At 70.9% G+C, this 20,915-nt stretch carries 19 protein-coding genes and 2 riboswitches; of the genes, 5 read left to right on the forward strand and 14 right to left on the reverse strand.

The window, feature by feature from the left end:
• Window positions 1-125: 125 nt before the first annotated feature.
• From Cba03nite_RS16300 to gcvT, 4 genes are all read right to left on the reverse strand, one after another.
• Window positions 126-698: an IS607 family transposase gene (locus Cba03nite_RS16300; RefSeq protein ID WP_203746644.1), complete on the reverse strand. Its 573-nt coding sequence runs from the start codon at window positions 696-698 to the stop codon at window positions 126-128.
• Window positions 699-960: 262 nt separating this feature from the next.
• The gene (locus Cba03nite_RS16305) at window positions 961-2,280 is read right to left on the reverse strand and encodes an L-serine ammonia-lyase (RefSeq protein WP_203746646.1); all 1,320 of its coding nucleotides are present in this window, start codon (window positions 2,278-2,280) and stop codon (window positions 961-963) included.
• Entirely contained in the window at window positions 2,277-2,651 is a 375-nt protein-coding gene (gcvH, locus tag Cba03nite_RS16310) for a glycine cleavage system protein GcvH (protein WP_203746648.1), read from the reverse strand. The genes Cba03nite_RS16305 and gcvH overlap by 4 nt, the downstream gene beginning before the upstream one ends.
• A complete protein-coding gene (gcvT, locus tag Cba03nite_RS16315; RefSeq protein WP_239125784.1) occupies window positions 2,651-3,727 on the reverse strand; it encodes a glycine cleavage system aminomethyltransferase GcvT in 1,077 nt (358 codons plus the stop codon). Before gcvT ends, gcvH begins: the two co-directional genes overlap by 1 nt.
• A 30-nt stretch (window positions 3,728-3,757) precedes the next feature.
• Window positions 3,758-3,855: riboswitch (glycine riboswitch) on the reverse strand.
• Window positions 3,856-3,955, reverse strand: a riboswitch (glycine riboswitch).
• Window positions 3,956-4,295: 340 nt separating this feature from the next.
• On the opposite strand from gcvT, the gene Cba03nite_RS16320 reads away from it, so the two are divergent.
• Window positions 4,296-7,328 carry a S8 family serine peptidase gene (locus tag Cba03nite_RS16320; protein ID WP_203746650.1) on the forward strand — a complete coding sequence of 1,011 codons (3,033 nt, stop codon included), beginning with the start codon at window positions 4,296-4,298 and terminating at the stop codon, window positions 7,326-7,328.
• A gap of 68 nt (window positions 7,329-7,396) precedes the next feature.
• Here Cba03nite_RS16320 and Cba03nite_RS16325 read toward each other — a convergent pair whose 3' ends face one another.
• The 9 genes from Cba03nite_RS16325 to Cba03nite_RS16365 form a co-directional block, all read right to left on the reverse strand.
• Entirely contained in the window at window positions 7,397-8,353 is a 957-nt protein-coding gene (locus tag Cba03nite_RS16325; protein ID WP_203746652.1) for a hypothetical protein, read from the reverse strand.
• A 351-nt stretch (window positions 8,354-8,704) separates the two neighbouring features.
• The gene (locus tag Cba03nite_RS16330; protein ID WP_203746654.1) at window positions 8,705-8,842 is read right to left on the reverse strand and encodes a hypothetical protein; all 138 of its coding nucleotides are present in this window, start codon (window positions 8,840-8,842) and stop codon (window positions 8,705-8,707) included.
• Window positions 8,806-9,129, reverse strand: a complete 324-nt coding sequence (locus Cba03nite_RS16335; protein WP_203746656.1) for a hypothetical protein — start codon at window positions 9,127-9,129, stop codon at window positions 8,806-8,808. The genes Cba03nite_RS16330 and Cba03nite_RS16335 overlap by 37 nt, the downstream gene beginning before the upstream one ends.
• A gap of 44 nt (window positions 9,130-9,173) precedes the next feature.
• Entirely contained in the window at window positions 9,174-10,397 is a 1,224-nt protein-coding gene (locus Cba03nite_RS16340; RefSeq protein ID WP_239125785.1) for a M20/M25/M40 family metallo-hydrolase, read from the reverse strand.
• A complete protein-coding gene (locus Cba03nite_RS16345) occupies window positions 10,394-11,155 on the reverse strand; it encodes an amino acid ABC transporter ATP-binding protein (RefSeq protein ID WP_275411593.1) in 762 nt (253 codons plus the stop codon). The genes Cba03nite_RS16340 and Cba03nite_RS16345 overlap by 4 nt, the downstream gene beginning before the upstream one ends.
• Entirely contained in the window at window positions 11,152-12,018 is an 867-nt protein-coding gene (locus Cba03nite_RS16350) for an amino acid ABC transporter permease (RefSeq protein ID WP_203746658.1), read from the reverse strand. The genes Cba03nite_RS16345 and Cba03nite_RS16350 overlap by 4 nt, the downstream gene beginning before the upstream one ends.
• Before the next feature lie 63 nt (window positions 12,019-12,081).
• Window positions 12,082-13,032, reverse strand: a complete 951-nt coding sequence (locus tag Cba03nite_RS16355; RefSeq protein ID WP_203746659.1) for an ABC transporter substrate-binding protein — start codon at window positions 13,030-13,032, stop codon at window positions 12,082-12,084.
• A gap of 87 nt (window positions 13,033-13,119) precedes the next feature.
• Entirely contained in the window at window positions 13,120-13,980 is an 861-nt protein-coding gene (locus Cba03nite_RS16360) for a MurR/RpiR family transcriptional regulator (RefSeq protein WP_203746660.1), read from the reverse strand.
• 78 nt (window positions 13,981-14,058) lie between these two features.
• Window positions 14,059-15,477, reverse strand: coding sequence for a hypothetical protein (locus tag Cba03nite_RS16365; RefSeq protein WP_203746661.1), 1,419 nt, complete (start codon window positions 15,475-15,477; stop codon window positions 14,059-14,061).
• A 251-nt stretch (window positions 15,478-15,728) separates the two neighbouring features.
• Between Cba03nite_RS16365 and Cba03nite_RS16370 the strand changes: the two genes are divergently transcribed.
• On the forward strand, window positions 15,729-16,928 hold the full coding sequence (locus Cba03nite_RS16370; RefSeq protein ID WP_203746662.1) for a cyanophycinase: 1,200 nt from the start codon (window positions 15,729-15,731) through the stop codon (window positions 16,926-16,928).
• Window positions 16,929-17,027: 99 nt separating this feature from the next.
• On the opposite strand, the gene Cba03nite_RS16375 is transcribed toward Cba03nite_RS16370, so the two are convergent.
• Complete coding sequence (locus tag Cba03nite_RS16375) at window positions 17,028-17,666, reverse strand: TetR/AcrR family transcriptional regulator (protein ID WP_203746663.1); 639 nt, start codon at window positions 17,664-17,666, stop codon at window positions 17,028-17,030.
• A 186-nt stretch (window positions 17,667-17,852) separates the two neighbouring features.
• Here Cba03nite_RS16375 and Cba03nite_RS16380 point away from each other — a divergent pair, with 186 nt between their 5' ends.
• The 3 genes from Cba03nite_RS16380 to Cba03nite_RS16390 are packed head-to-tail and all read left to right on the forward strand — an operon-like array spanning window position 17,853 to window position 20,910.
• Window positions 17,853-19,439 (forward strand): amino acid permease, encoded by a 1,587-nt coding sequence (locus Cba03nite_RS16380; RefSeq protein WP_239125786.1) that lies wholly within the window; start codon window positions 17,853-17,855, stop codon window positions 19,437-19,439.
• On the forward strand, window positions 19,436-20,272 hold the full coding sequence (locus Cba03nite_RS16385; protein ID WP_239125787.1) for an urea amidolyase associated protein UAAP1: 837 nt from the start codon (window positions 19,436-19,438) through the stop codon (window positions 20,270-20,272). Before Cba03nite_RS16380 ends, Cba03nite_RS16385 begins: the two co-directional genes overlap by 4 nt.
• Window positions 20,269-20,910, forward strand: a complete 642-nt coding sequence (locus tag Cba03nite_RS16390) for an urea amidolyase associated protein UAAP2 (protein ID WP_203746664.1) — start codon at window positions 20,269-20,271, stop codon at window positions 20,908-20,910. The genes Cba03nite_RS16385 and Cba03nite_RS16390 overlap by 4 nt, the downstream gene beginning before the upstream one ends.
• The last annotated feature ends 5 nt before the right edge of the window (window positions 20,911-20,915 follow it).

Here is a 20,915-nt window from a genome sequence, read left to right on the forward strand (position 1 = left end):
GAAACCAGCCCGCGACTCGAACTTCTTCATCCCCGGCAACCCCCATGGGCACCGGCCGGCGGCTCGGACATGGCCGCAGCGACATCTGCCGCCGGGGTGGCCGCCTTCGGCTGGATCGTGGGCATCTACTCGCTCACGTTCGCGGTCGCCGCCGACATCGCCAACTGCGCCCTGCGCCCGGCCGAACGGCGCCCGTAAAGGCGCGCACACATGCTCGTGAGGATCTCGGTCATGTCACGCACGAGGTCGTCGCTGGTCTCCTGCGGGTCCAGGACAACCAGGCGACGGCCGGTAGCGGCCAGCGCCGATTCCAGATGCTCGACACCGAAACGCGCGAGCCGGTCACGGTGCTCAACCACGATCACCGCCACGTCCGGGTCGACCAGCACCCGGTGCAGGCTGCGGCGCCTGCCGTTCAAGCCCGACCCGACCTCCTTGACGATCTCACCGACCGCCAACCCCAACGCGTTGGCGCCCTCGACCGCACGGACGACCTGGCGATCCAGATCACCGCGCTGATCAGCAGATGAGACCCGGCAGTACACCACTACACGGCCTGCCGCAGCCGCCGGTCCCTCAACGATCCACGTCCCGGAAGGCGCCTGACGGACCGGAACGGGCATCTGACCGTCCCTGACCCACCGCCACGCCGTCTGACAGCTCACACCCTGACTGCGAGCCCACTCCGAAAGCTTCACCCAGACACCATACATGACAATACTTCACTACATTCGCGTACAAAGTCGGCAGCTGTTCGCAACCCCTGATGACGCAGGATCAACTTGCCAAGTCAGGAACGCGGCATACCTGCGGTGCACATCTGATCGCGTCCGTCGCGTTTAGCCGGTAGAGGGTTACGCCTAGGACGCGAAGATGCACGCCGCCCGGCTGGCCCGTACGTCTGGAACGACCCGCCTACGCCGGGCAGCTGGAAGCGTAGGCCGCCGAACTCAGGAGCGGTCAGCATTCGATGACGTTGACAGCCAGCCCTCCGCGCGAGGTCTCCTTGTACTTGATCTTCATGTCGGCGCCCGTCTCCCGCATCGTCTTGATGACCTTGTCGAGGGACACGTAATGGGTGCCGCTGCCACGTAACGCCAGCCGGGCGGCGGTTATCGCCTTGACACTGGCGACGGCGTTGCGTTCGATGCACGGGATCTGCACCAGGCCGCCGACCGGGTCGCAGGTCAGCCCGAGATTGTGCTCCATCGCGATCTCGGCGGCGTTCTCGACCTGCGCCGGGCTGCCGCCCAGCACCTCGGTCAGCCCGGCCGCCGCCATCGCACACGCCGACCCCACCTCGCCCTGGCAGCCGACCTCCGCGCCGGAGATGGAGGCGTTCTCCTTGAACAGCACTCCGATGGCCGACGCGGTGAGCAGGAACCGGACTACACCGTCGTCGTCGGCGCCGGGGACGAACTTCGTGTAGTAGTGCAGGACCGCCGGAACGATCCCGGCCGCGCCGTTGGTCGGTGCGGTCACGATCCGCCCGCCCGCCGCGTTCTCCTCGTTGACCGCCAGCGCGAACAGCGTCACCCAGTCCATCAGCCGCAGCGGATCGGTCGCGAAATGCTCGGATTCCAGCTGCCGCCGCAGTTCGCCGGCCCGGCGGGCCACCTTCAGCCCGCCGGGCAGGACGCCGTCGGCGGACAGGCCCGCGGTCACGCAGTCCTGCATGACCCGCCAGATCCGGAGCAGTCCCCGGCGGACCTCGTCAGGTGGACGGCGTACCTGTTCGTTGGCCAACATCACCTGGCTGATCGGCAGGCCGTAGGACAGCAGTTGTGCGCCGGTGGTGAACGGATACGGAACAGCCGGGCCGGTCGCCTCGGACACGCCGCTGCCGTCCAGTACGAAGCCGCCGCCGACCGAGTAGAACTGGCGCTCGCGCACCGTCGTCCCGTCGGCCCCGAACGCGATGAAGAGCATTCCGTTGGGGTGCAGCGGCAGCGAGCGCCGCCGGTGCAAGACGACCTCCACCGCGAAGTCGCCGACCCGGCCGGCCGCCCGGTACGCCGCCGCGGTCGCCGGGGCGGCGGCGGTGTCGACCGTCTCCGGATCTGCGCCGGCCAGGCCGAGCAGGACGGCCATCTCGCTGCCGTGGCCGTGGCCGGTGGCGCCGAGCGAGCCGAACAGTTCCGCCCGGATCGCGGACACCTGGTCGGCCAGCCCGTCGGCGCGGAGTCCGGCGACGAACCGGGCGGCCGCCCGCATCGGGCCGACGGTATGCGAGCTCGACGGGCCGATGCCGACGGTGAACATGTCGAATACGCTGATCATGACGGCTCGCAGAGTTCCCGGTACGCCTCCGCGGTCAACAGCCGGGGCCCGGCGGTGATTTCGACGGCGTACAGCCAGCCGGCCGTGTAGGGGTCGGCGTTGAGCAGGCCGGGATCGGCCACGACTTCGGGGTTGACCGCCACCACAGTGCCGGTGACCGGGGCGTACAGCTCGCTGACGGATTTCGTGGACTCGATCTCGCCGCACGGCTCCCCCGCCATGACGGCGGTTCCCTCGCCGGGAAGCTCGACGAACACGATGTCGCCGAGCGCCTCGGCAGCGAAGTCGGTGATGCCGACCCGGGCGACGCCGGAGAGGTTGTCGGCCCACTCGTGGTCGACGCTGTAGTGAAGGTGAGACGGCAGGTGCATCAGGCGTCCCTTCGCGAGTAGAAGCGGCAGGCGGTCACGGTGAACGGTTCGGCTGTGCCGCGAATGTCGACGGCCACCGTGGTGCCGATCTCGGCGTACGCGGTCGCGAGGTAACCGAGGGCGATCGGCCGCCCAAGCGTGGGCGACGGTGCACCACTGGTCACGGTGCCGATGCGCGCGCCGGTCGACGGGTCGACGATCGCGTACCCGGCGCGGGCGGCGCGCCGCCCGGTGGAGGTCAGGCCGACCAGTAGCGTCCGGGGTGTCTGGTCCGCCCGGCGCAGCAGCGCGGTGCGCCCCACGAAATCGGGCTTGGTGAAGTCGACGAGACGGCCGAGCCGGGCCTCGAAGGGCGACACTCCGACGTGCAGCTCGTTGCCGTGCAACGCCATGCCGGCTTCCAGGCGCAGCGTGTCGCGGCTGGCCAGCCCGGCCGGAAGCGCCGGTGCGAATGCCGACCACAGGACGGCGGCGTCGGCCGGCTCGCAGAAGATCTCGAAGCCGTCTTCGCCGGTGTATCCGGTCCGCGCGACGAGGACCGGTCGGCCGGCCAGCTCGGTCGCCACGGCCTGGTAGTACTTGAGCGCGCTGGCGTCGGGGCAGTTCACGATCCGTTCGGCGTGCGGTCCCTGCACGGCGAGCAGCACCCGGTGCTCCCAGCGGGCCTGTGCGCGGAACCCGTCGAGGCGGTCTCGCAGCGCTGCGAGCACTACGGGCGTGTTGGACGCGTTCGCGACGACGAGAAACCGGTCGGGAGCCAGGCGGTAGGCGACGAGGTCGTCGAGGATCCCGCCGTTGTCGTGACACAGCATGGTGTACCGGGCGGCACCGACCGCCAGCGGCGAGATCGATCCCACCAGCGCGTAGTCGAGGGCTCGGCCGGCTTCCGGGCCGTCGACGGCCAGTTGGCCCATGTGGCTGAGGTCGAAGATTCCGGCGCTGGACCGGACCGTGTTATGTTCGGCGGTCTCGCCGCTGAAGCGCAGCGGCATCGACCAGCCGGCGAAGTCGGTGAATCGGACGCCCAGCGATTGATGCAGGGCGTGCAGTGGTGTACGGCGCAGCGCAGGGTACATGGAGGCTCCACGTCGGCTCGACGAGTGTTGGCCTCCCCCTCTGTCATTGACCTGAGAGCTTCACCGGCCCGGTGACGGGCGGCTTGCACCGTGGGTGAGACGCGGGAGCGCCTGCTTTTCAGAGTTGCCTGGACCGGACGGTAATGGGTGCCTGAGAGTTTCTCGGGGAGTGTTGCTCCTTCGGCGACCCCGCTGCGGTGCTGCGGGATTCTCTCCCGACCGGGCTCGGACGGCGATGTTCAGTTGTGGATCCGCACGGTATCCACGGCATCGCCGTGATGTCAATGGACCGGCGACAGTCCGGCCGCCGAGCGGAAGTGGCGTGACCCGGGCGTGGGCGTCACGGGTGCCCACACCGTTACATCGACCGCAGCGTTGGTGACAACTGTTACGCCACACCGGCTCTGACGTGCGACGACGCCGCGATGGCTCAGCGGTTTCTTGACATCGCCGAATATTCACTTACGCCTCCGGCCCGGCGGAGGGCGGGCCTAGTTTGTCGGCACTCCGTTCACCGGGTCCGACGGCGGTACGACGCGTCGCGGAGCCGCATTCCCTGGGAGGCACCATGCCCACAAGGCGAACATCGCTGCTGACGGCCATGGCTACGGCCGTGCTGACCGTCGCGGCGTTGGCTCTGCCCGCCTCGGCGGCCGAGCCTGAAGGCGCAGTTCGGCACGCGGCGAAACATCCAGTGCCGGGCGTCTACCTGGTCAGGTTCAAGGACCAGGCCGTGGCGAAATCGGACGCGGCGCAGACGACCCGGTCGCTGACCGCCCGCTACGGCGGCAGGGCCACGCATGTGCTCGACACCGTCATGCGCGGCTTCGTCGCCGAAGACATGACCGAGCAGCAGGCCCGGCGGCTGGCCGCCAACCCGATCATCGCGTCGGTGACCCAGTCGGGCACGTCCCGGGCCGCCGAAACCCAGGACAACCCGGCCAACTGGGGCCTGGACCGTATCGACCAGCGGAATCTGCCGCTGGACAAGAAGTACACCTACCCCGCGGACGGCGCGGGGGTGAACATCTACATCGTCGACACCGGCATCCGCTACACCCACCAGGAGTTCGAGGGGCGCGCCAAGTACGCCGCCGACTTCGTCGTGCCGAGCACCAACGGCGAGGACTGCGACAGCGCCAAGCAGGGCCACGGCACGCACGTCTCCGGCATCGCGGCCGGCCGGACCCGTGGCGTGGCCAAGAAGGCCAACCTGTGGTCCGTACGCATCCTCGGCTGTCAGTCCAGCGGCAAGGACACCGACATCGTCGTGGCCGCCGACTGGCTCGCCAGGAACGCCAGGAAGCCCGCTGTGGCCAACATGAGCGTGTACGCCGACGACCCCACCATCGGCGTCGATGCCATCAAGGGCGCCATCGCCGCCGGCGTGCAGTGGTCGTTGATCACCGGCAACAACGGCGGCAACGCCTGCGACTACGGCCCGGGCAGCCGGGTCGAGACCGGGGTTCGCGTCGCCAACGCGACCAGCTCAGACCAGCGGGCCGGCGACTCCAACGACGGGCCGTGCACCGATCTGTTCGCACCCGGCAGCTCGATCGACTCGTCGATCAACACCTCCGACACCGCGTACGGCCAGAAGTCCGGAACGTCGATGGCCGCGCCACATGTGGCCGGCGCGATGGCGGTCCGGCTGTCGCAAGATCCCACTGCGAGCCCGGCGGATCTGAAGAAGTGGATCGTCGACAACGCCACGACCGGCAAGATGACCAACATCCGCACAGGTACGCCCAACCGGCTGCTCTACCTGCCCAGCGCGCCGGCGCCGGCCGACGACTTCTCCTTGTCGGCCAGCCCGTCGTCGGTCAGCGTCGACCCGGGCCGGTCGGTGACCACCACGATCAGCACAGCGGTCATCAAGGGCAGCGCCCAGACCGTGACGCTGTCCGCGACCGGCCTGCCGGCCGGCGTCACCGCGTCGTTCAACCCGTCGTCGGTCACCGCAGGCGGCTCATCCACGTTGACCCTGGCCGCGTCGTCGTCGGCCGGCCCCGGCACCTCGACCGTCACGGTCACCGGCACCGGCACCAGCGCCAGCCACGCCGTGAACGTGGGCCTGACGGTCAACGGGACGGGACCGACCGACTTCGCGTTGAGCGCGAACCCGACGGCCGGATCCGTCGGTGCGGGCGGCACGCTGTCGACCACGGTCAGCGCCGCCAGTGCCCTCACCGGTGGCGGCAGCACGGGTGGCACCTCGGGCACCGGTTCCGGACCGGCCGTGGTGAACGGCACGCCCACCACGGTGGCGAAGTACCCGTTCATCATCTCGCAGCACCGCACCGGTGGCGTACGGCCGCAGGAGCAGTCGTGCACCGGCTCGGTCGTGGCGCCGCGAGCGGTGCTGATCGCGGCACACTGCAAGTTCGCGCAGGGCGACCCCAAGTACCTGATCTACGGACGCGACGACCTCGCCGACACCACCGCCGGCACCCGGATCGAGATCGCCGAGTACCGAGTCCACCCCCGTTACAGCCCTCAAGACGGCACCGGGTGGCGTAACGGGTATGACGTGGCGGTCATCTTCACCAAGACCGACATCCCCGTCCCGGCGGGGATGGTGTTCCCGGCGATCGCCTCGTCCGCGGACAGCCTGGCGCTCGGCACCCGGGGCACCGCGCTCGGATACGGCAAGACCGAATCGGACGACAGCGGCCGCAACAGCAGACTGCGCGAGACGATCCTGCCGGTGGTCGACGGCCAGAACTGCGAGAACATCGACTCGATCTTCACCTCGGACACGATGTTCTGCGACGGCTACGGCGACGGCAGCACCGGTCTGTGCCAGGGTGACTCCGGTGGTCCGTACTACTACAACGGCAAGATCTACGGCGTCTTCTCCTGGCTGCGGACCGACTGCCGCTCCTACAACGTCCACGGCAAGCTGTGGAGCGCGATGGGCGACTGGGCCAACGAACAGATCGGCACCACTCCACCGCAGCCACCGGCCGCCGACATCACGCTGTCGGCCGGCGGCCTGCCCGCCGGCACCACGGCGACCTTCAACCCCACGAAGATCGCCAGCGGGGGCAGCAGCACCCTCACCCTCACGACCTCGGCCGGCACCCCGTCCGGCACGTACCAGATCACCATCACCGGCACCCGTGGCAACGCGGCCCGCACGACCACGTACACCCTGACCGTGCAGACGGCGCCGCCGACGTCCGACGGCATCGTCAACGGCGGATTCGAGACCGGAAGCCTCAGTGGCTGGTCCGCCACCGGCACCACCGCTGTCGTCAGCCCTGGCCGTACAGGCAGCTACGCGGCGAAGGTCGGCGGAACGGGCAGCATCTCCTCGCTCAGCCAGACGTTCACCGTTCCGGCCGGCCGGACCTCGGCTTCGCTGTACTTCAGGGAGTCCGGCTGTCCGTCCACATTCGGTGACTTCACCACGGTCTCACTGACCGACAACGCCACCGGGTTCACCCAGAACCTGGTCTACCGGTACTGCTCGAACTCCAGCTCCTGGACGAAGGGCAGTGCGTTCGTCACGGCCGGGCACACCTACACCCTGAAGATCGAGCACAGCAACTCCACCGGCGCCTCGATCCTGAACGTGGACGACGTCACGCTCTCCTGACCCTCCTCCCTCCCAAGCCGGCGGCCCGGATCACCACCCGGGCCGCCGGCTCCTCGCCTTCGTCGGCCTCAGTCCCATTCCCAGCGCAGCCCCACCAGCCCCGGCGGAACGTCGGTGAGTACCAGGTGCGCGGTGTGCGACTCGCCGATCCACAGGGGAGCCCCGAGCTGGCGGGGTGTCTGCAGCGTGGCCTGCCGGAACGGCACACACGTGGCCGGCGGCCCTCCGGCGAACTCCACCTGGAGCACGTACTGCCGCGCCGGGCGAGTGAATCGATGGTGATACCACGTCAGCTCGTCCGGCCAGTCGGCGAAGCCATACTCGAACTCGACGACGGTGCGTTCCAGAGCGGCCAGCCGCTGGTCCAGCCGCAACTCGAAGACCGTGGCGCCACCCTCAGCATCCGCCCGGACCCGCCCCTGACGGCAATAGCGCAGGTTGCGCAGTTCGGGCGGCGTACCCTCGCCCCAGTGGTACACCATGCAACGGTCGACCCGGTCGGTGGTCGCCTCCAGCACCAGTCGGCTGGTGATCGAAACGAGCCGCCGCCGCTCGTCGAGCCGAACGCGTTCGTGGACGTCGAGATGGCGCAGCTGCCCGTCCGGCGGCGCGTCGAGCGCGGCCAGCAGTGGAGCATGGGCCGGCCAGAGCCGGCGACGGTCGACCGTACCGGGCTCGGCGGGACGGCGGCCCCTGGGCCGCGGCGGGCCGAGCATCGACACCAGCGACGCCGGCGGCAGCTCGAGCAGCTCCTCCAGGGCGGTCACCGCACGCAGAGACTCGGACCGCTCCGGTCGGCTACGCCCGTGCCGCCAGTAGCTCAGCGCTGCGCGGCTCACCTGGACCCCGCGTCGCGTCAGATGATGCTGTACGCGTTCCAGGCTGAGTCCCCGGGTGGTGAACGCGTGGTCGAGAACCTGTGCGAACGTGCCGTCGCGCAACAGCCGGCGCAGCTCGCGGTCGGCCGGGCGGGGCTGCCGCACCACGTCCTGGTCGGCCGAGGCCGACGTGGGTTCAGGTAGCATTGCACCTCCTCCGCTGACCTCGATTACCGCACTATCGCCGCAGTCGAGGCGGGTGTCCAGCAGAACCGGCTACTGTCTCACCTCGCGGAATGTGTTCCCGGACCGGTATCCGGCTACCGCCTGGACGCGCAGAAGTCCTCGGCGTACGGCCCTGGGACGTGCGGTGCGTCGGTTGTCGACGCCGTCGACCTGGACCGCGAGGTTCGAGCACCTGGGGGTGCACCTGCGACACGCTGTCGCGGCGGCCGTTGATGATCCCGGCAGCCAGTGCGCCTGACGATCACGGGGACACGACAGACCGGCTCCGGGCCGCCTGGGGCAAGCCGGGAGCCGGTCGGCGGACGTCGCGTGCTACCTGCCGTTGCCGATACGGACGAGCGAGGCGTAGCTGTAGTCGCGCCGGCTCTCCCCCGGGTGCAGGTAGAGGTCACCGGTGGCGTCCTTGCGGGTGATCAGGTCCTGGTGGCCGTCGCGGTCCCAGTCGCCCACCCCGAAGGGCGCGTAGCCGCCGTATCGTCTGCGGCGTTCGGCATGGCGGAGGCGGGTTTGATCATCGGTTCGAGGACCGGCCGGCCCGCCAGGCCGAAGGCGGCCACCGCCTCCATCGCCTTGATGGCGTCCTTGGCCTTCTCACGATCTGCTTCTTCGCAGGCTGACGACCAGGTGGTGTAACCGGCGAGCTGCATCGTCGTGTTGTGGGTGATCTTGCCGAACAGCTCGAGTGAGCGGCCGACGCACCGGCGTGACATGTTGCCGAGTTTCTCGTCGATGCCCATTCTGGCCTCCCAGCGGACTCCCGGCCGGCGCCTCCGGCCTGTTCTCATTGTGTCGGCGGATGGGACGGCACGTAGGCCGTTCGCCGAGTTGCGTCGTTTTCCGCGTCGATTAGCGCGGGCTGGCTGATGCGGTCGATCAGCCCCGCCAGCAGCGCGACCCTCGGCACCACCGATTGCAGGTCGAGCCACTCGTCTGGTCCGTGGTCGCCGCCGCCGACCGGCCCGAGGCCGTCGAGCACCGGCACGCCGGAGGCCGCCAGCAGGTTGGCGTCGGCGCACCCGCCGGTGGCGGCGTGGGTGACGGTCAGTCCCAGTTCCGCACCGACCTGTTCGGCGGCGCGCAACAGCCAGCCGGTGCCCTCGCCGCCCGACCAGGGCGGTGTCGGGGCGACCACGCGGATCGTCGCGGAGACGCCGTCGACGAGCGGGGTGCCCGCCAGGCGGGTGATGTCGGCCAGGGCCGCCTCGTAGGCGGCCGGTTCGGCGGCCCGAACGTCGACGACCAGCCGCGCCCGGTCGGCCACGACGTTGGGGCGGGTGCCGGCTTGCAGCACGCCGACGTTGACGCCGTCGATGCTCTGCAACGCCACGGTGAGGCGGGCGGCGGCCAGGGCGGCGTTGGCGCCGCGTTCGGGTTCGATGCCGGCGTGCGCGGCGCGGCCGTGCAGGTCGATCTCGACGTCGGCCACGCCTTTGCGGGCCGAGACGAGGTCGCCGTTGTCGCGGGCGCATTCCAGGCACAGGATCGCGTCGGCCGTCGCGGCCAGCTCGGCGAGCAGGGGTCTGCTGCCCACGGAGCCGATCTCCTCATCGGGGGTGGCCACCAGCACCAGCTCACCGAAGCGGCCGGCGCCGAGGCTGGTGAGCACCTCGACGGCGGCCAGCCCGGCCAGCAGTCCGCCCTTGTCGTCGCAGACCCCGGGCCCGTAGGCGCGCCCGGCGGCGCCGTCGACGGTGAGCGGCCGGGCCTGCGCGGTGCCGGGCGGGAACACCGTGTCCAGGTGGGCGGCGAGCAGGATGCGCCGGGTGCCGCTGCCGCTGATCCGTGCGATCACGGCGTCGCCCAGCGCGCAGCCGTCCTCGTCGCTGATCGCCGTGGTGCGCACCTGCGCGCCCGCTTCGGCGGCGTATCCGGCGAGGCGGGCGGCGACCTTGCGCAGGCCGTCGACCTGCCGGGAGCCGGAGTCGATCTCCACCAGTTCGCTGAGGCGGGCCAGGAACGCCGGGTAGCGGGTTGCGGCGGCGGCCCGCAGAGCGGCGGCGTTCACAGGACCTTGGCCAGGAACGCGCGGGTGCGCTCGTGCTGCGGGTCGCCGAGCACCTGCGCGGGGGTGCCTGCTTCCACGACGACGCCGCCGTCCATGAACACGACGGTGTCGGCGACTTCGCGGGCGAAGCCCATCTCGTGGGTGACGACCATCATCGTCATGCCTTCGGCGGCCAGGTCGCGCATGACGTCGAGGACCTCGCCGACCAGCTCGGGGTCCAATGCGGAGGTGGGCTCGTCGAACAGCATCAGTTTGGGTCGCATCGCCAGGGCGCGGGCGATGGCGACGCGCTGCTGCTGTCCGCCGGAGAGCATGGCCGGATAGGCGTCGGCCTTGTCCGCCAGTCCCACCCGCTCCAGCAGCGCCAGCGCGCGCTGCCGGGCCTCGGCCCGGGATTCCCCCAGCACGTGGACGGGGGCTTCCATGATGTTGCCGACGGCGGTCAGGTGCGGGAACAGGTTGAACCGCTGGAACACCATGCCGATGTCGCGGCGGCGTTGCGCGATCTCACTTTCGCGCAGCTCGTGCAGCTTGTCTCCGCGCTGGCGGTAGCCGACGAGCTGCCCGTCGACCCAGAGCCGCCCGGCGGACACGCTCTCCAGGTGGTTGACGCAGCGCAGGAACGTGGACTTGCCGGAGCCGGACGGCCCGAGCAGGCAGCACACCTCGCCGGGAGCCACCTGCAGGTCGATGCCGCGCAGCACCTCCAGCTGGCCGAAACTCTTGCGCACGCCCTCGGCTTTGATCATCGCGGTCATCGGAACATGCCTCCCCCTGCTGCGCGCTGGCCGCGGCCGAAGCGCCGTTCGACGAACCACTGCAGCACCGACAGGACGCTGACCAGTGCCAGGTACCAGATCGCGGCCACGGCCAGCAGCGGGATGACTTTGTAGTTCTGGGCGTAGACGGTCTGCACCGCGGTCATCAGGTCGCGGCCGGCGATGACGGACACCAGCGCGGTCGACTTGAGCATGGTGATCACCTCGTTGCCCATGGGCGGCGCGATGACGCGCATGGCCTGCGGCAGGACGATGCGGCGCATGGTCAGGCCGGGCTTCATGCCGAGCGCGTGGGCGGCCTCGGTCTGGCCGCTGTCGACCGACATGATGCCGCCGCGCACGATCTCCGCCGCGTAGGCCATCTCGTTGAGCGACAGGGCGAGCACGGCGGGCACGATGCCCACCATGACCGCGTTGGTGGGCTGGTCGAACACGGCGATGTCGGTGAACGGCACGGTGATCGTCAGACGCGGCAGCAGCGCGCCGAGGAAGCCGAAGAACACGATCTGCACCAGCAGGGGCGTGCCGCGGAAGAACCACACGAACGCGGCCGCGCAGAAACGCAGCACCGGGTTGGCCGACAGCCGCATCACGGCCAGCAGGATGCCGCCGGCGGTGCCGAGCACCATCGCGATCACGGTCAGCAGCAGGGTGGTCTGCACGCCTTCGAGGACGAAGTCTTTGAACAGGTAGTCACCGATGGTGGCCGGTTCCAGGTTGGGGCTGCTCAGCAGCGCCGCGAAGACCTGGTAGGCGAGCAGCGCGACGGCGGCGGCGGCCAGCCAGCGGCCGTAGTGGCGTACGGGGACGGCTTTGATCGGCGGGTGGGGGTCGGTTGTCATGGGGGCGGTTCCCTCGGGGTGCGCGGGGCGGGCGCTCGCGCGCCCGCCCCGTGGGGTGGAAGGTCAGTCGATGGCCCGGTCGATGGTGGCGGTGGCCAGGCCGATCTCCTTCTGCCCGTACTGGTCGAGGATCTTGGCGTAGGTGCCGTCGTCGATCAGCGACTGCACCGCGGCCTGGAACGCCTGGGCCAGGTCGGCGCGGGACTTGAGGAACCCGAAGGCGTTCGGGCTGGCCAGCCAGCCATTGGGATTGGCGGAGTCGGCTGCCAGCTGCACCTTGTCCTTGAGCTGCTGCTCGGTGTCGGCGAGGTTGACCTTGGTGGCGGCCACGGCGTCGGCGGTGCCGGCGAGCAGCGCCTGCACGGCCTGCGGGTTCTCCGGGTACTCCTTGACCGTGATGGCCTTGCCCGCGCAGCTGCTCTTGCTGTACTCGGCGAGGTGCTTGGCCTGGTTGCTGGCCTTCTGGACGGCGACGGTGCGCCCGCACAGGCCGGTCACGTCGTTGATCGCCAGCGGGTTGCCCTTGGCGACCAGGAAACCGGTGCCGGAGGCGCTGTAGTCGACGAAGGTCCCGACCTGCTGGCGCTCCTTCTTGTCGGTGATGCCGCCGGCGATGGCGTCGAACTTGCCCGCCTGCAGGCCCGGCACCAGGCCGTCGAACGGCTGCTGGCTCCACTGCGCCTTCAGGCCCAGCCGCGCGGCGGCGGCGGTGAGCAGGTCGTAGTCCAGGCCCTTGAACTCGGTGGTGTTGCCCTCGGCCTTGAAGTCGATGAACGGCTCGTAGGGGGCGTTGGTGGCGATGGTGATGGTGCCCTTGGACCGGAAGTCGGCCGGCAGCTTGGCGGCGGCCTTCGCGTCGGTGGTGACGTCGCCTACGCCGGCGATCGTGACGGTGACGGTCGCGGCGGCCGGCGATTCGCCGGTGCCGGGGGTGTCGGTGGAGCCGCAGGCCGCGACGGCGAGCGAGACGGCCGCCAGCGCGGTGCTGGAAAGGGCGAAACGGAGCGAACGCATGTAAGTCCTCCCGGTTACTGAAGCTCAGTACCGGGGACTGTAATAGGCGTTACAGAGAATGTGAAGTTACGTTTTGATGTAACAAGATCATTCCAGGAGGCCGTACCGCTGCGCCGCCGCCTCGATCGAGGTCAGCCGGTCCCCCGCCGCCGGGCCGAGCCGGGCGATGACACCGTCGATCAGCGTTTCCAGCACCGCCACGGTCGGCACGAAGCTGTCGTACGCCGACGGCGAGTCCACCCGGCTGGGCAGCACCACGTCCGCCACGCCCGCGACCGGTGACAGCCACCGGTCGGTGAACAGGATGATCTTCGCCTCGTGCTCCTTGGCGGCCTGCGCCAGCAGCAGCGTGGGCTGCTCATAACGGCGGTAGTCGAACAGCACCAGCAGGTCCCGGCGGCCGAGCTCGGCCAGCAGGCCGGCCCGCTCGACCTGGCCGGCGGGCAGCAGCCGGCTGTTGCCGCGGACCTGCACCAGATGCATGACCAGGTAGTGGGCCAGCAGCATCGAGAACCGCCCGCCGTGTCCGGTGACCCGCAGCTGAGGGTCGGCCAGCAGGCGCACCGCCGCCTCGACCTCGGCCTCGGGCAGTTCGGCCAGCGTCGCCTCCACGGCCTGCGGCAGCACCCGGCGGGCCCGCTCCAGCGCTCCGCCCGAGGCGGCCGGCGGCTCGGCGGTGTACGCGGCCAGCGGCGAGGTGTCTCGCTCGGCGAGCTCGTCACGCAGCGCCTTCTGGAACTCGGGGTAGCCGCCGAACCCCAGCCGGTTGACGAAGCGCAGCACCGTCGGCCCGCTCACCCCGGCGCGCTCGGCCAGCACCGCCACCGTCTCCAGCGCCGCCGCGGGATACGCCGCCAGCACCACCCGGGCCACCCGGCGCTCGGCCGGGCTGCACTCGCCCAGCCGCGCGTGGATCATCCCGGCGACGCCGTGCTCGACTGCGGTCATCTGCCACCTCCGCGAGACAGCGTAGCCACGCGGGCACCGCCGGTCCCCGCCCGGCTCTCGCCGGGCGGGGACCGCCGTTCACTTCGCCACGGTGCAGGAGTAGGCCGCCGAACCGGAGCCGGAGTAGGCCTCCAGCTCCACGTAGACGGTGGTGCTGCCGGTGGCGGTGCGGGTGTAGGTCAGCGACTCGTCGGCGCCCGCGCCGTCGTTGACCGAGCGGACCAGCGTGCTGCCGGAGGAGCTGAGCAGGTACAGGTCGGCGTCGTAGGCGGACGGGATCGCGCAGTTCACGGTGATGGTCTGGCCGGAGGCCAGGGTGGTGGCGAAGTAGTCGCGGTCGGTGCTGGTGCCCATGGTCCCCGTGACGGTGGCGGGGTAGGTCAGCGAGGCGATGCTGTTGGCCGCCGTGCGGGAGTCGTTGGGCTCGGCCTCGGCGTAGCCGGCGCCGCCCCCGCCGCCGGGCGGCGGGCAGGAGGTCAGCGGGGTGCCGTTGTACAGGTTGGCTTCGGCCACCCCGTTGGTGACGCTGCGCAGGTAGTAGCCGCAGGTCGGGCGATTGGCGAAGTCGTAGGTCTGGCCGCCGGCCAGCTTCCAGATCTTGAAGTTGGAGAAGCTGAGCGACTGCCCGGCCACCGCCCGCTCGGGCTGGTGGTCGCCGAGCACGATGTACGCGCTCGGCCCGGTCAGCGTCGCCCTGCCCGCGCTGTCGATGAACAGCGACGCACCCTCCTCCACGCCCACACCCCACGCCGAGCCGCCGCTGACCAGCCCGTCCTTGATGGACCGGGCGACGAACGACATGAGCCGGCCCATACGGTCACGGGCCACGAAGTGCGAGTCGTTGATCGTGTTGGCGTAGTTCGGCCACTCGAACATGCCGCTGGTGAAGCTGATGTAGCGGTCGTAGGGGTCGGCGAGGGCCTCCGACGACAGGACGCTGCCCGTGCACGCGTCGTAGACGACGTCGCTGTTGATGTGGTGCCCGGCACTGCCGCCGCCGACGCCTCCGCCCTTGGCGACCACCGACTGCACCGACGCCCGCAGCGAGGTGCCCTTCCAGTTGGCGTAGCGGCACTGGTCGCCACCGGCGAAGTAGACGAACTCGGCGTTGCGGACGTCCGTGTTGACCTGCGTGTTGTTGCCGTCGTTGTTGCTGGTCAAGGTAAGCGTGGTGCACGAGTTGACACCGGCCAGCCCGATGATCGTGTCGCACTCCGGCGTCTTGCTGCCGGAGGTCGGCGCGGATCCGGCGAGGACGGCGACGTCGATGCTGCCGCTGCCGCCGCGGATCGCGTCGATCGCCTTGGTCATGGTTGCGGTGACGACCGCGCCGGAACCGTTCATGGTGTACGCCGGCCCGGACCATGCGGCGCGGCCGACGTCGGTGCTGCTGCCCTGCCGGACCCGGGTCACGGCGGCGTGCGCCGGGGTGCCGATCAAGGTGCCTGCCAGCACGGCGACTGCGGTCGCGGCGGCCAGGCGGGAGATGGGGGGCATGAGTCCTCCTCGATGGATCCCACCACGCTGTGATGTAACGCACAGTACAGTCGACGCCGATAGTTGTACATCTGTAGTTCCTATTACTTACGCGCTCGTAACATTCATTACATCTGGACTCTCGATACAGGCTCTTGTAACGTGCTGCTGCGTCGCCACCTGGCGTCACCCCAGTCCGGCTCCGTCCGCCGTTTGGAAACCCAAGTTCCCACCACGCGGCGGCGGGCGGAGCCTTCCCCGGGAGGCATCCCATGACCCGCAGACGCACCGTGCTGGCCGGCGCCCTCGGCGCCGCCGCGCTCACCGCGTTCGGCCCCGCCGCACCGGCCTCCGCGAAGGCACGCCGCGGCCCGCTCATCCTCGTCGGCGGCTCCCTCGCCGACGGCAACACCGAGATCTACGGCGAGATCGTCCGCCGTGCCGGCGGCGCCGACGCCCGCATCGGCGTGCTCACCGCCGCGTCGATCCCGCCCAGCCAGGACCCCGACGCCGGCACCCCCGACGCGATCAACAGCGAGACCAACGGGCAGTACTACGCCGACCTGCTGCGTTCCCACGGCGCCGGCGAGGCCGTCTGGATCCCCGTCGACCTCGACCGCATCAGCGCCGCCGACGACCCCGCCGTCGCCGCCCTGGCCGCGAGCTGCACCGGCTACTTCTTCGGCGGCGGCGACCAGTTCCGCTACATCACCGCCCTGCTGCACGGCGACGCGCACACCGACACCCGGGTGCTCGCCAGCATCCGCCGCCGCCACGGCGCGGGCGCGGTCATCGCCGGAACCAGCGCCGGCGCCCAGATCCAGCAGGGCGCCGACATGGTGACCGGCGGCGAGAGCTACCAGGCCCTGCGTGACGGCGCGCGACCCGGCTACTTCGACGACCCCGACACCAGCGGCTACTGGCCCGCGGGCGGATTCGGGTTCCTCACCTCCGGGCTGATCGACACCCACTTCTCCGCGTACGGGCGCCTCGGCCGTGCCGTCCAGCTCGCCGCAGACACCGGCCACGACCGCGTCTACGGCCTCGACCCCGACACCGCGCTGCTAGTCACCGACCCCGGCAGCCGCGACGAGCGCGGCCAGGTGCTGGGCACCGGCGGCGTCAACATCCTCGACCTGCGACACGGCGTGCGCTGGAGCCACCTGACCGCCGGCTTCGGCTACCGTCCGCGCACCTGGCAGGAGCAGCCCGCCCCTGACGTCCGCAGGCTGCTCGACGGCAGCGGTGAGCCGGTCGCCGACAGCCTGGACGTCTTCGGCGACGACGTCGCCACCCGGCTCGCACTCGACCTGGCGGGTTCGCGCGCCCGCACCGTGACCGGCTACACGCGCCAGGACGCGCCGCGCTTCGCCGTCACCCTCGCCAAGGGGGCTGGTTTCACCGCCTACACGCGTGACGGGCACACCGCCACCGCGTTCCGGGACCTGGCCGTACAGATCCGGCAGGTCTGAAGCGGCGGGTGAGCCCGGCTGCCGCCGCGACCGGGCTCACCCGCGTATGCGATAGCCACGTCATGGCGGCGGCCGATCGCCTGCTCACGACTCAGTCGCCTACCCGGCGGTCGCGCCGTCGGCATCCGGCGGGTCGGCTGCGACGATGCGCAGCGCGGCGGCCGCCACCGCCCGCTGCAGCTGCTCGGCCGGTGCGACGGGCAGGTCGCGGCGCATGCCGATGACGCTCTCCACGAGCCCCAGCACGAGGTCGCCGAGGAAGCCGTCGCCGCCGCCCGCCGCCGCGGCGGCAGCGAGCGCGCGATACGCCTGGCGCAGGCGCTCGCGCTCGGCCCGGAAGCGGTTGAACGGCTCGGTCGCGACCTCGGGCAGGGCGTAGAGGATGCCGACGTTCCACCGGGCGGTGAGCAGGACGCCCACGTCGTAGGTCACCAGGGCGTGCAGGGCGGCGGCCGGTGCGGCGCCCTGGCGTTCGAGTTCGGCGGCGTAGTCCAGCGAGGGCCGCACGGTCGCTTCGAGCAGCTCGGCGAGGATGTGCTCCTTGCTGTCGAAGTGGTAGTAGAGCGAGGCCTGCCGGATGCCGACCGCCTCGGCGATGAGCCTGGTCGACGTCGCGGCGTACCCGCGCTGGGCGAACAGTTCCGCGGCGGCGTCGAGGATCTCCTCGCGAGCGCTGGCCGCGGGCAGGCGGCGCGCTCCGGATCGGGGGCGGCCGACGGACGCGGGCTGCGGCTTCACGTCCTGATCGTCCCATCCCCGCCGCGGGCGCCTGCTCACTGCCCGGCGGTGTCCGCGGTGAGGTTGCGGCAATCCAGTTTTTACCACGCAGGACGTTGCCCGATACGCCCGCGCATAAATCTGTCGGCCGACAGGTATTGGCGGTCGGCGGGCTCAGCATCCGCCGCCGAACACGAGGAGGCGGTCATGTCCCCCACCCCCGCTCCGCCCGCGCCGCCCCCGGTCGCCATGACCGGACCCGGCACCGACGCCGCAGACCTGCGCACCTTCGGCTACGAGCCCGAGCTGCGGCGCAGCATCGGCAGCTACGCGTCGTTCGCCGCCGGGTTCTCGTTCGTCTCGATCCTGACCACCGTGTTCCAGCTGTTCGCCTTCGGCTTCTCGTTCGGCGGGCCGGCGTTCTTCTGGACCTGGCCGCTGGTGTTCGCCGGGCAGTTCATGGTGGCGCTGACCTTCGCCGAGCTGGCCGCCCGGTATCCGATCTCCGGCTGCATCTACCAGTGGTCGCGGCGGCTGTCGAACTCGGCGGTCGGCTGGTTCGCCGGCTGGGTGATGATCATCGCGCAGACCGTCACGGTCGCGGCCGCGGCGATCGCGCTGCAGGTCGTGCTTCCTTCGATCTGGTCGGGATTCCAGCTCGTCGGCGGCGACCCCTCGCTGACCTCGCCGACCGGGGCCACCAACGCCGTGATCCTGGGCTCCATCCTGATCGGCCTGACCACGCTGGTGAACGTCATCGGCGTACGCCTGATGGCGATCATCAACAGCACCGGGGTGACCCTGGAGATCATCGGCGTGGTCGCGGTCGTGGTGCTGCTGCTGGTCAACGCCGAGCGCGGCCCCGCCGTCGTCTTCGACACCGGCGGCACGGGCTCGGGCTTCGGCTACGTCGGCGCGTTCCTGGTGTCGGCGCTGATGGCCGCGTACGTGGTGGTGGGCTTCGACAGCGCCGGGGAGCTCAGCGAGGAGACCCGCGACCCGCGGCACACCGCCCCGCGCACGATCCTGCGGGCGCTGGCCGCCTCGGGCATCGGCGGCGGCCTGATGCTGCTGGTCGCGCTGATGGCCGCGCCCAGCCTCACCGACGGGCGGCTGGCCACCGAGGGTTTGCCGTACGTGCTGATGAGCCGCCTGGGCGAGACCGGCGGGCGCATCCTGCTGATCGACGTAGCGATCGCGATCGTGGTGTGCACCCTGGCGATCCAGACCGCGGGCAGCCGCATGGTGTTCTCGATGGCCCGCGACGGCGTGCTGCCGTTCTCCGCCGCGCTGCGCAAGGTGTCGCCCCGCACCGGCGCGCCCGCCCTGCCCGCGATCGTCGTCGGCGTCGGCGCCGCCGCTGTGCTGCTGGTCAACATCGGGCAGGCGGCGCTGTTCACCGCCCTGACCAGCGTCTGCATCGTCATGCTGTACATGGCGTACGCGCTGGTGACGGTGCCGCTGCTGGTGCGCCGCCTGAAGGGCTGGCCGCGCGGCGAGGACGCCGCCGCCACCGAGCGCGGCGGGCGGCTGTTCTCCCTGGGCAGGTGGGGTATGGCCGTCAACGTCCTGGCGGTCGTCTACGGCATCGGCATGATCCTCAACCTGGGCTGGCCCCGCCAGGAGGTCTACGACCCGTCCGGCGAGCACTGGTATCTGCACTACTTCTCGCTGCTGTTCGTCGGCGGCTCGCTGGTGGTCGGCGCGCTGGTGTACCAGCGTTACCGCGCCCGGACCAGCGGTTCGCTGCTGCGGCTGCCGGTGGCCGCCGTCGCCGAGGGCGAGGCCGCGTGACCGGCTCGACGGCCACCACCGGCGGGGCGCGGGCCCACGCCCGCGCCCAGGGCGGCACCGTCGTGGCCTGCATGCCGACCGTTCCGGCCACCGGGCTCGCCGAGCCGCCGCAGGGGGTCGACGCCGCCGACCTCGTCTGGGCGGAGACCGTGCCCGGCGGCGGGTACGCGCACCGGCGGCTGGCCGCCGGGACCGCGCTGCGGCTGACCGACCTCGACGGCGACGCCTGCGTGTCGGTGCTGCTGTTCAGCGCCGACGAGCCGTGGGAGCGGCTCAACGTCGCCGACACGGTCAAGGTGCTGTGGCAGGCGTACGTCGCCGAGGGGCACCTGCTGCTGTCCGACCAGGGGCGGGTGCTCGCCTCGGTCACCACCGCCGCGCACGGCCGCTCCGACACGTTCTGCGGCACGTCCACGCTGGCGCGCAACACCGAGCGCTACGGCGACGGCGCCGCGCACGGGCCCTCCCCCGCCGGGCGGGAGCTGTTCACCCTCGCCGCGGCCAAGCACGGGCTCGGCCGCCGGGATCTGCCGCCGAGCATCTCGTTCTTCCAGGGCGTACGCGTCGACGGCGACGGGGCGTTCCAGTGGCTCGGCTCGGCCGGGCCTGGCTCGAGCGTGGAGCTGCGCACCGAGATGCCGGTCGTGGTGCTGCTGGTCAACGTGCCGCACCCGGTCGACCCCCGCCCGGCGTACACGTGCACCCCGGTGCAGGTGCGCGCGTGGAAGGACCGGCGGACCGCGCCCGGCGATCCGCTGTGGACCCGTACGCCCGAGGGCGAGCGCGCCTTCCACAACACCGCCGACCACCTCACCGCCCGGGGGCTGTCATGACCGTGTCCACCGCCGCCCCCGCGCTGGTGCCCGGCGCCGTCGTGCTCGACGAGACGGTGCCCGCCCGGGCACCGTGGTCGGCCGTGGTGCGCCGTGGCCACGTGCTGACCATCGTCGACCTGCACGGCAACCAGGCCGTCGACTGCCTGCTCTACAACGCCGACGACACCGCCGAGCGCTACTCCGCACCCGACACGATGGCGGCGCAGGGCGGCATCTTCCTGACCACCGGCAGCGTGCTGCGCTCGTCCGAGGGGCGGGCGCTGATGACGGTCGTGGCCGACGAGGTCGGCCGGCACGACACCGTCGGCGGGGCGTGCAGCCGCGAGTCCAACACGCTGCGCTACGGCCACCACACCGCGCACCAGCACGCCTGCGTCGAGAACTTCCTCGCCGAGGGCGCGCGCTGGGGCCTGGGCAAACGCGACCTGGTCAGCAACATCAACTGGTACATGAACGTGCCGGTCGACCCGGACGGCAGCCTCGGCATCGTTGACGGCATCTCCGCGCCCGGCCTGCGGGTGGCGCTGCGCGCCGAGCGCGACGTGCTGGTCCTGGTGTCGAACTGCCCCCAGGTCAACAACCCGTGCAACGGCTTCGACCCGACCCCGGTGCGCATGGTCGTCACCGCGCCCTGAGCCGC

The organism is Catellatospora bangladeshensis, from assembly GCF_016862575.1.
Taxonomy (GTDB): domain Bacteria; phylum Actinomycetota; class Actinomycetes; order Mycobacteriales; family Micromonosporaceae; genus Catellatospora; species Catellatospora bangladeshensis.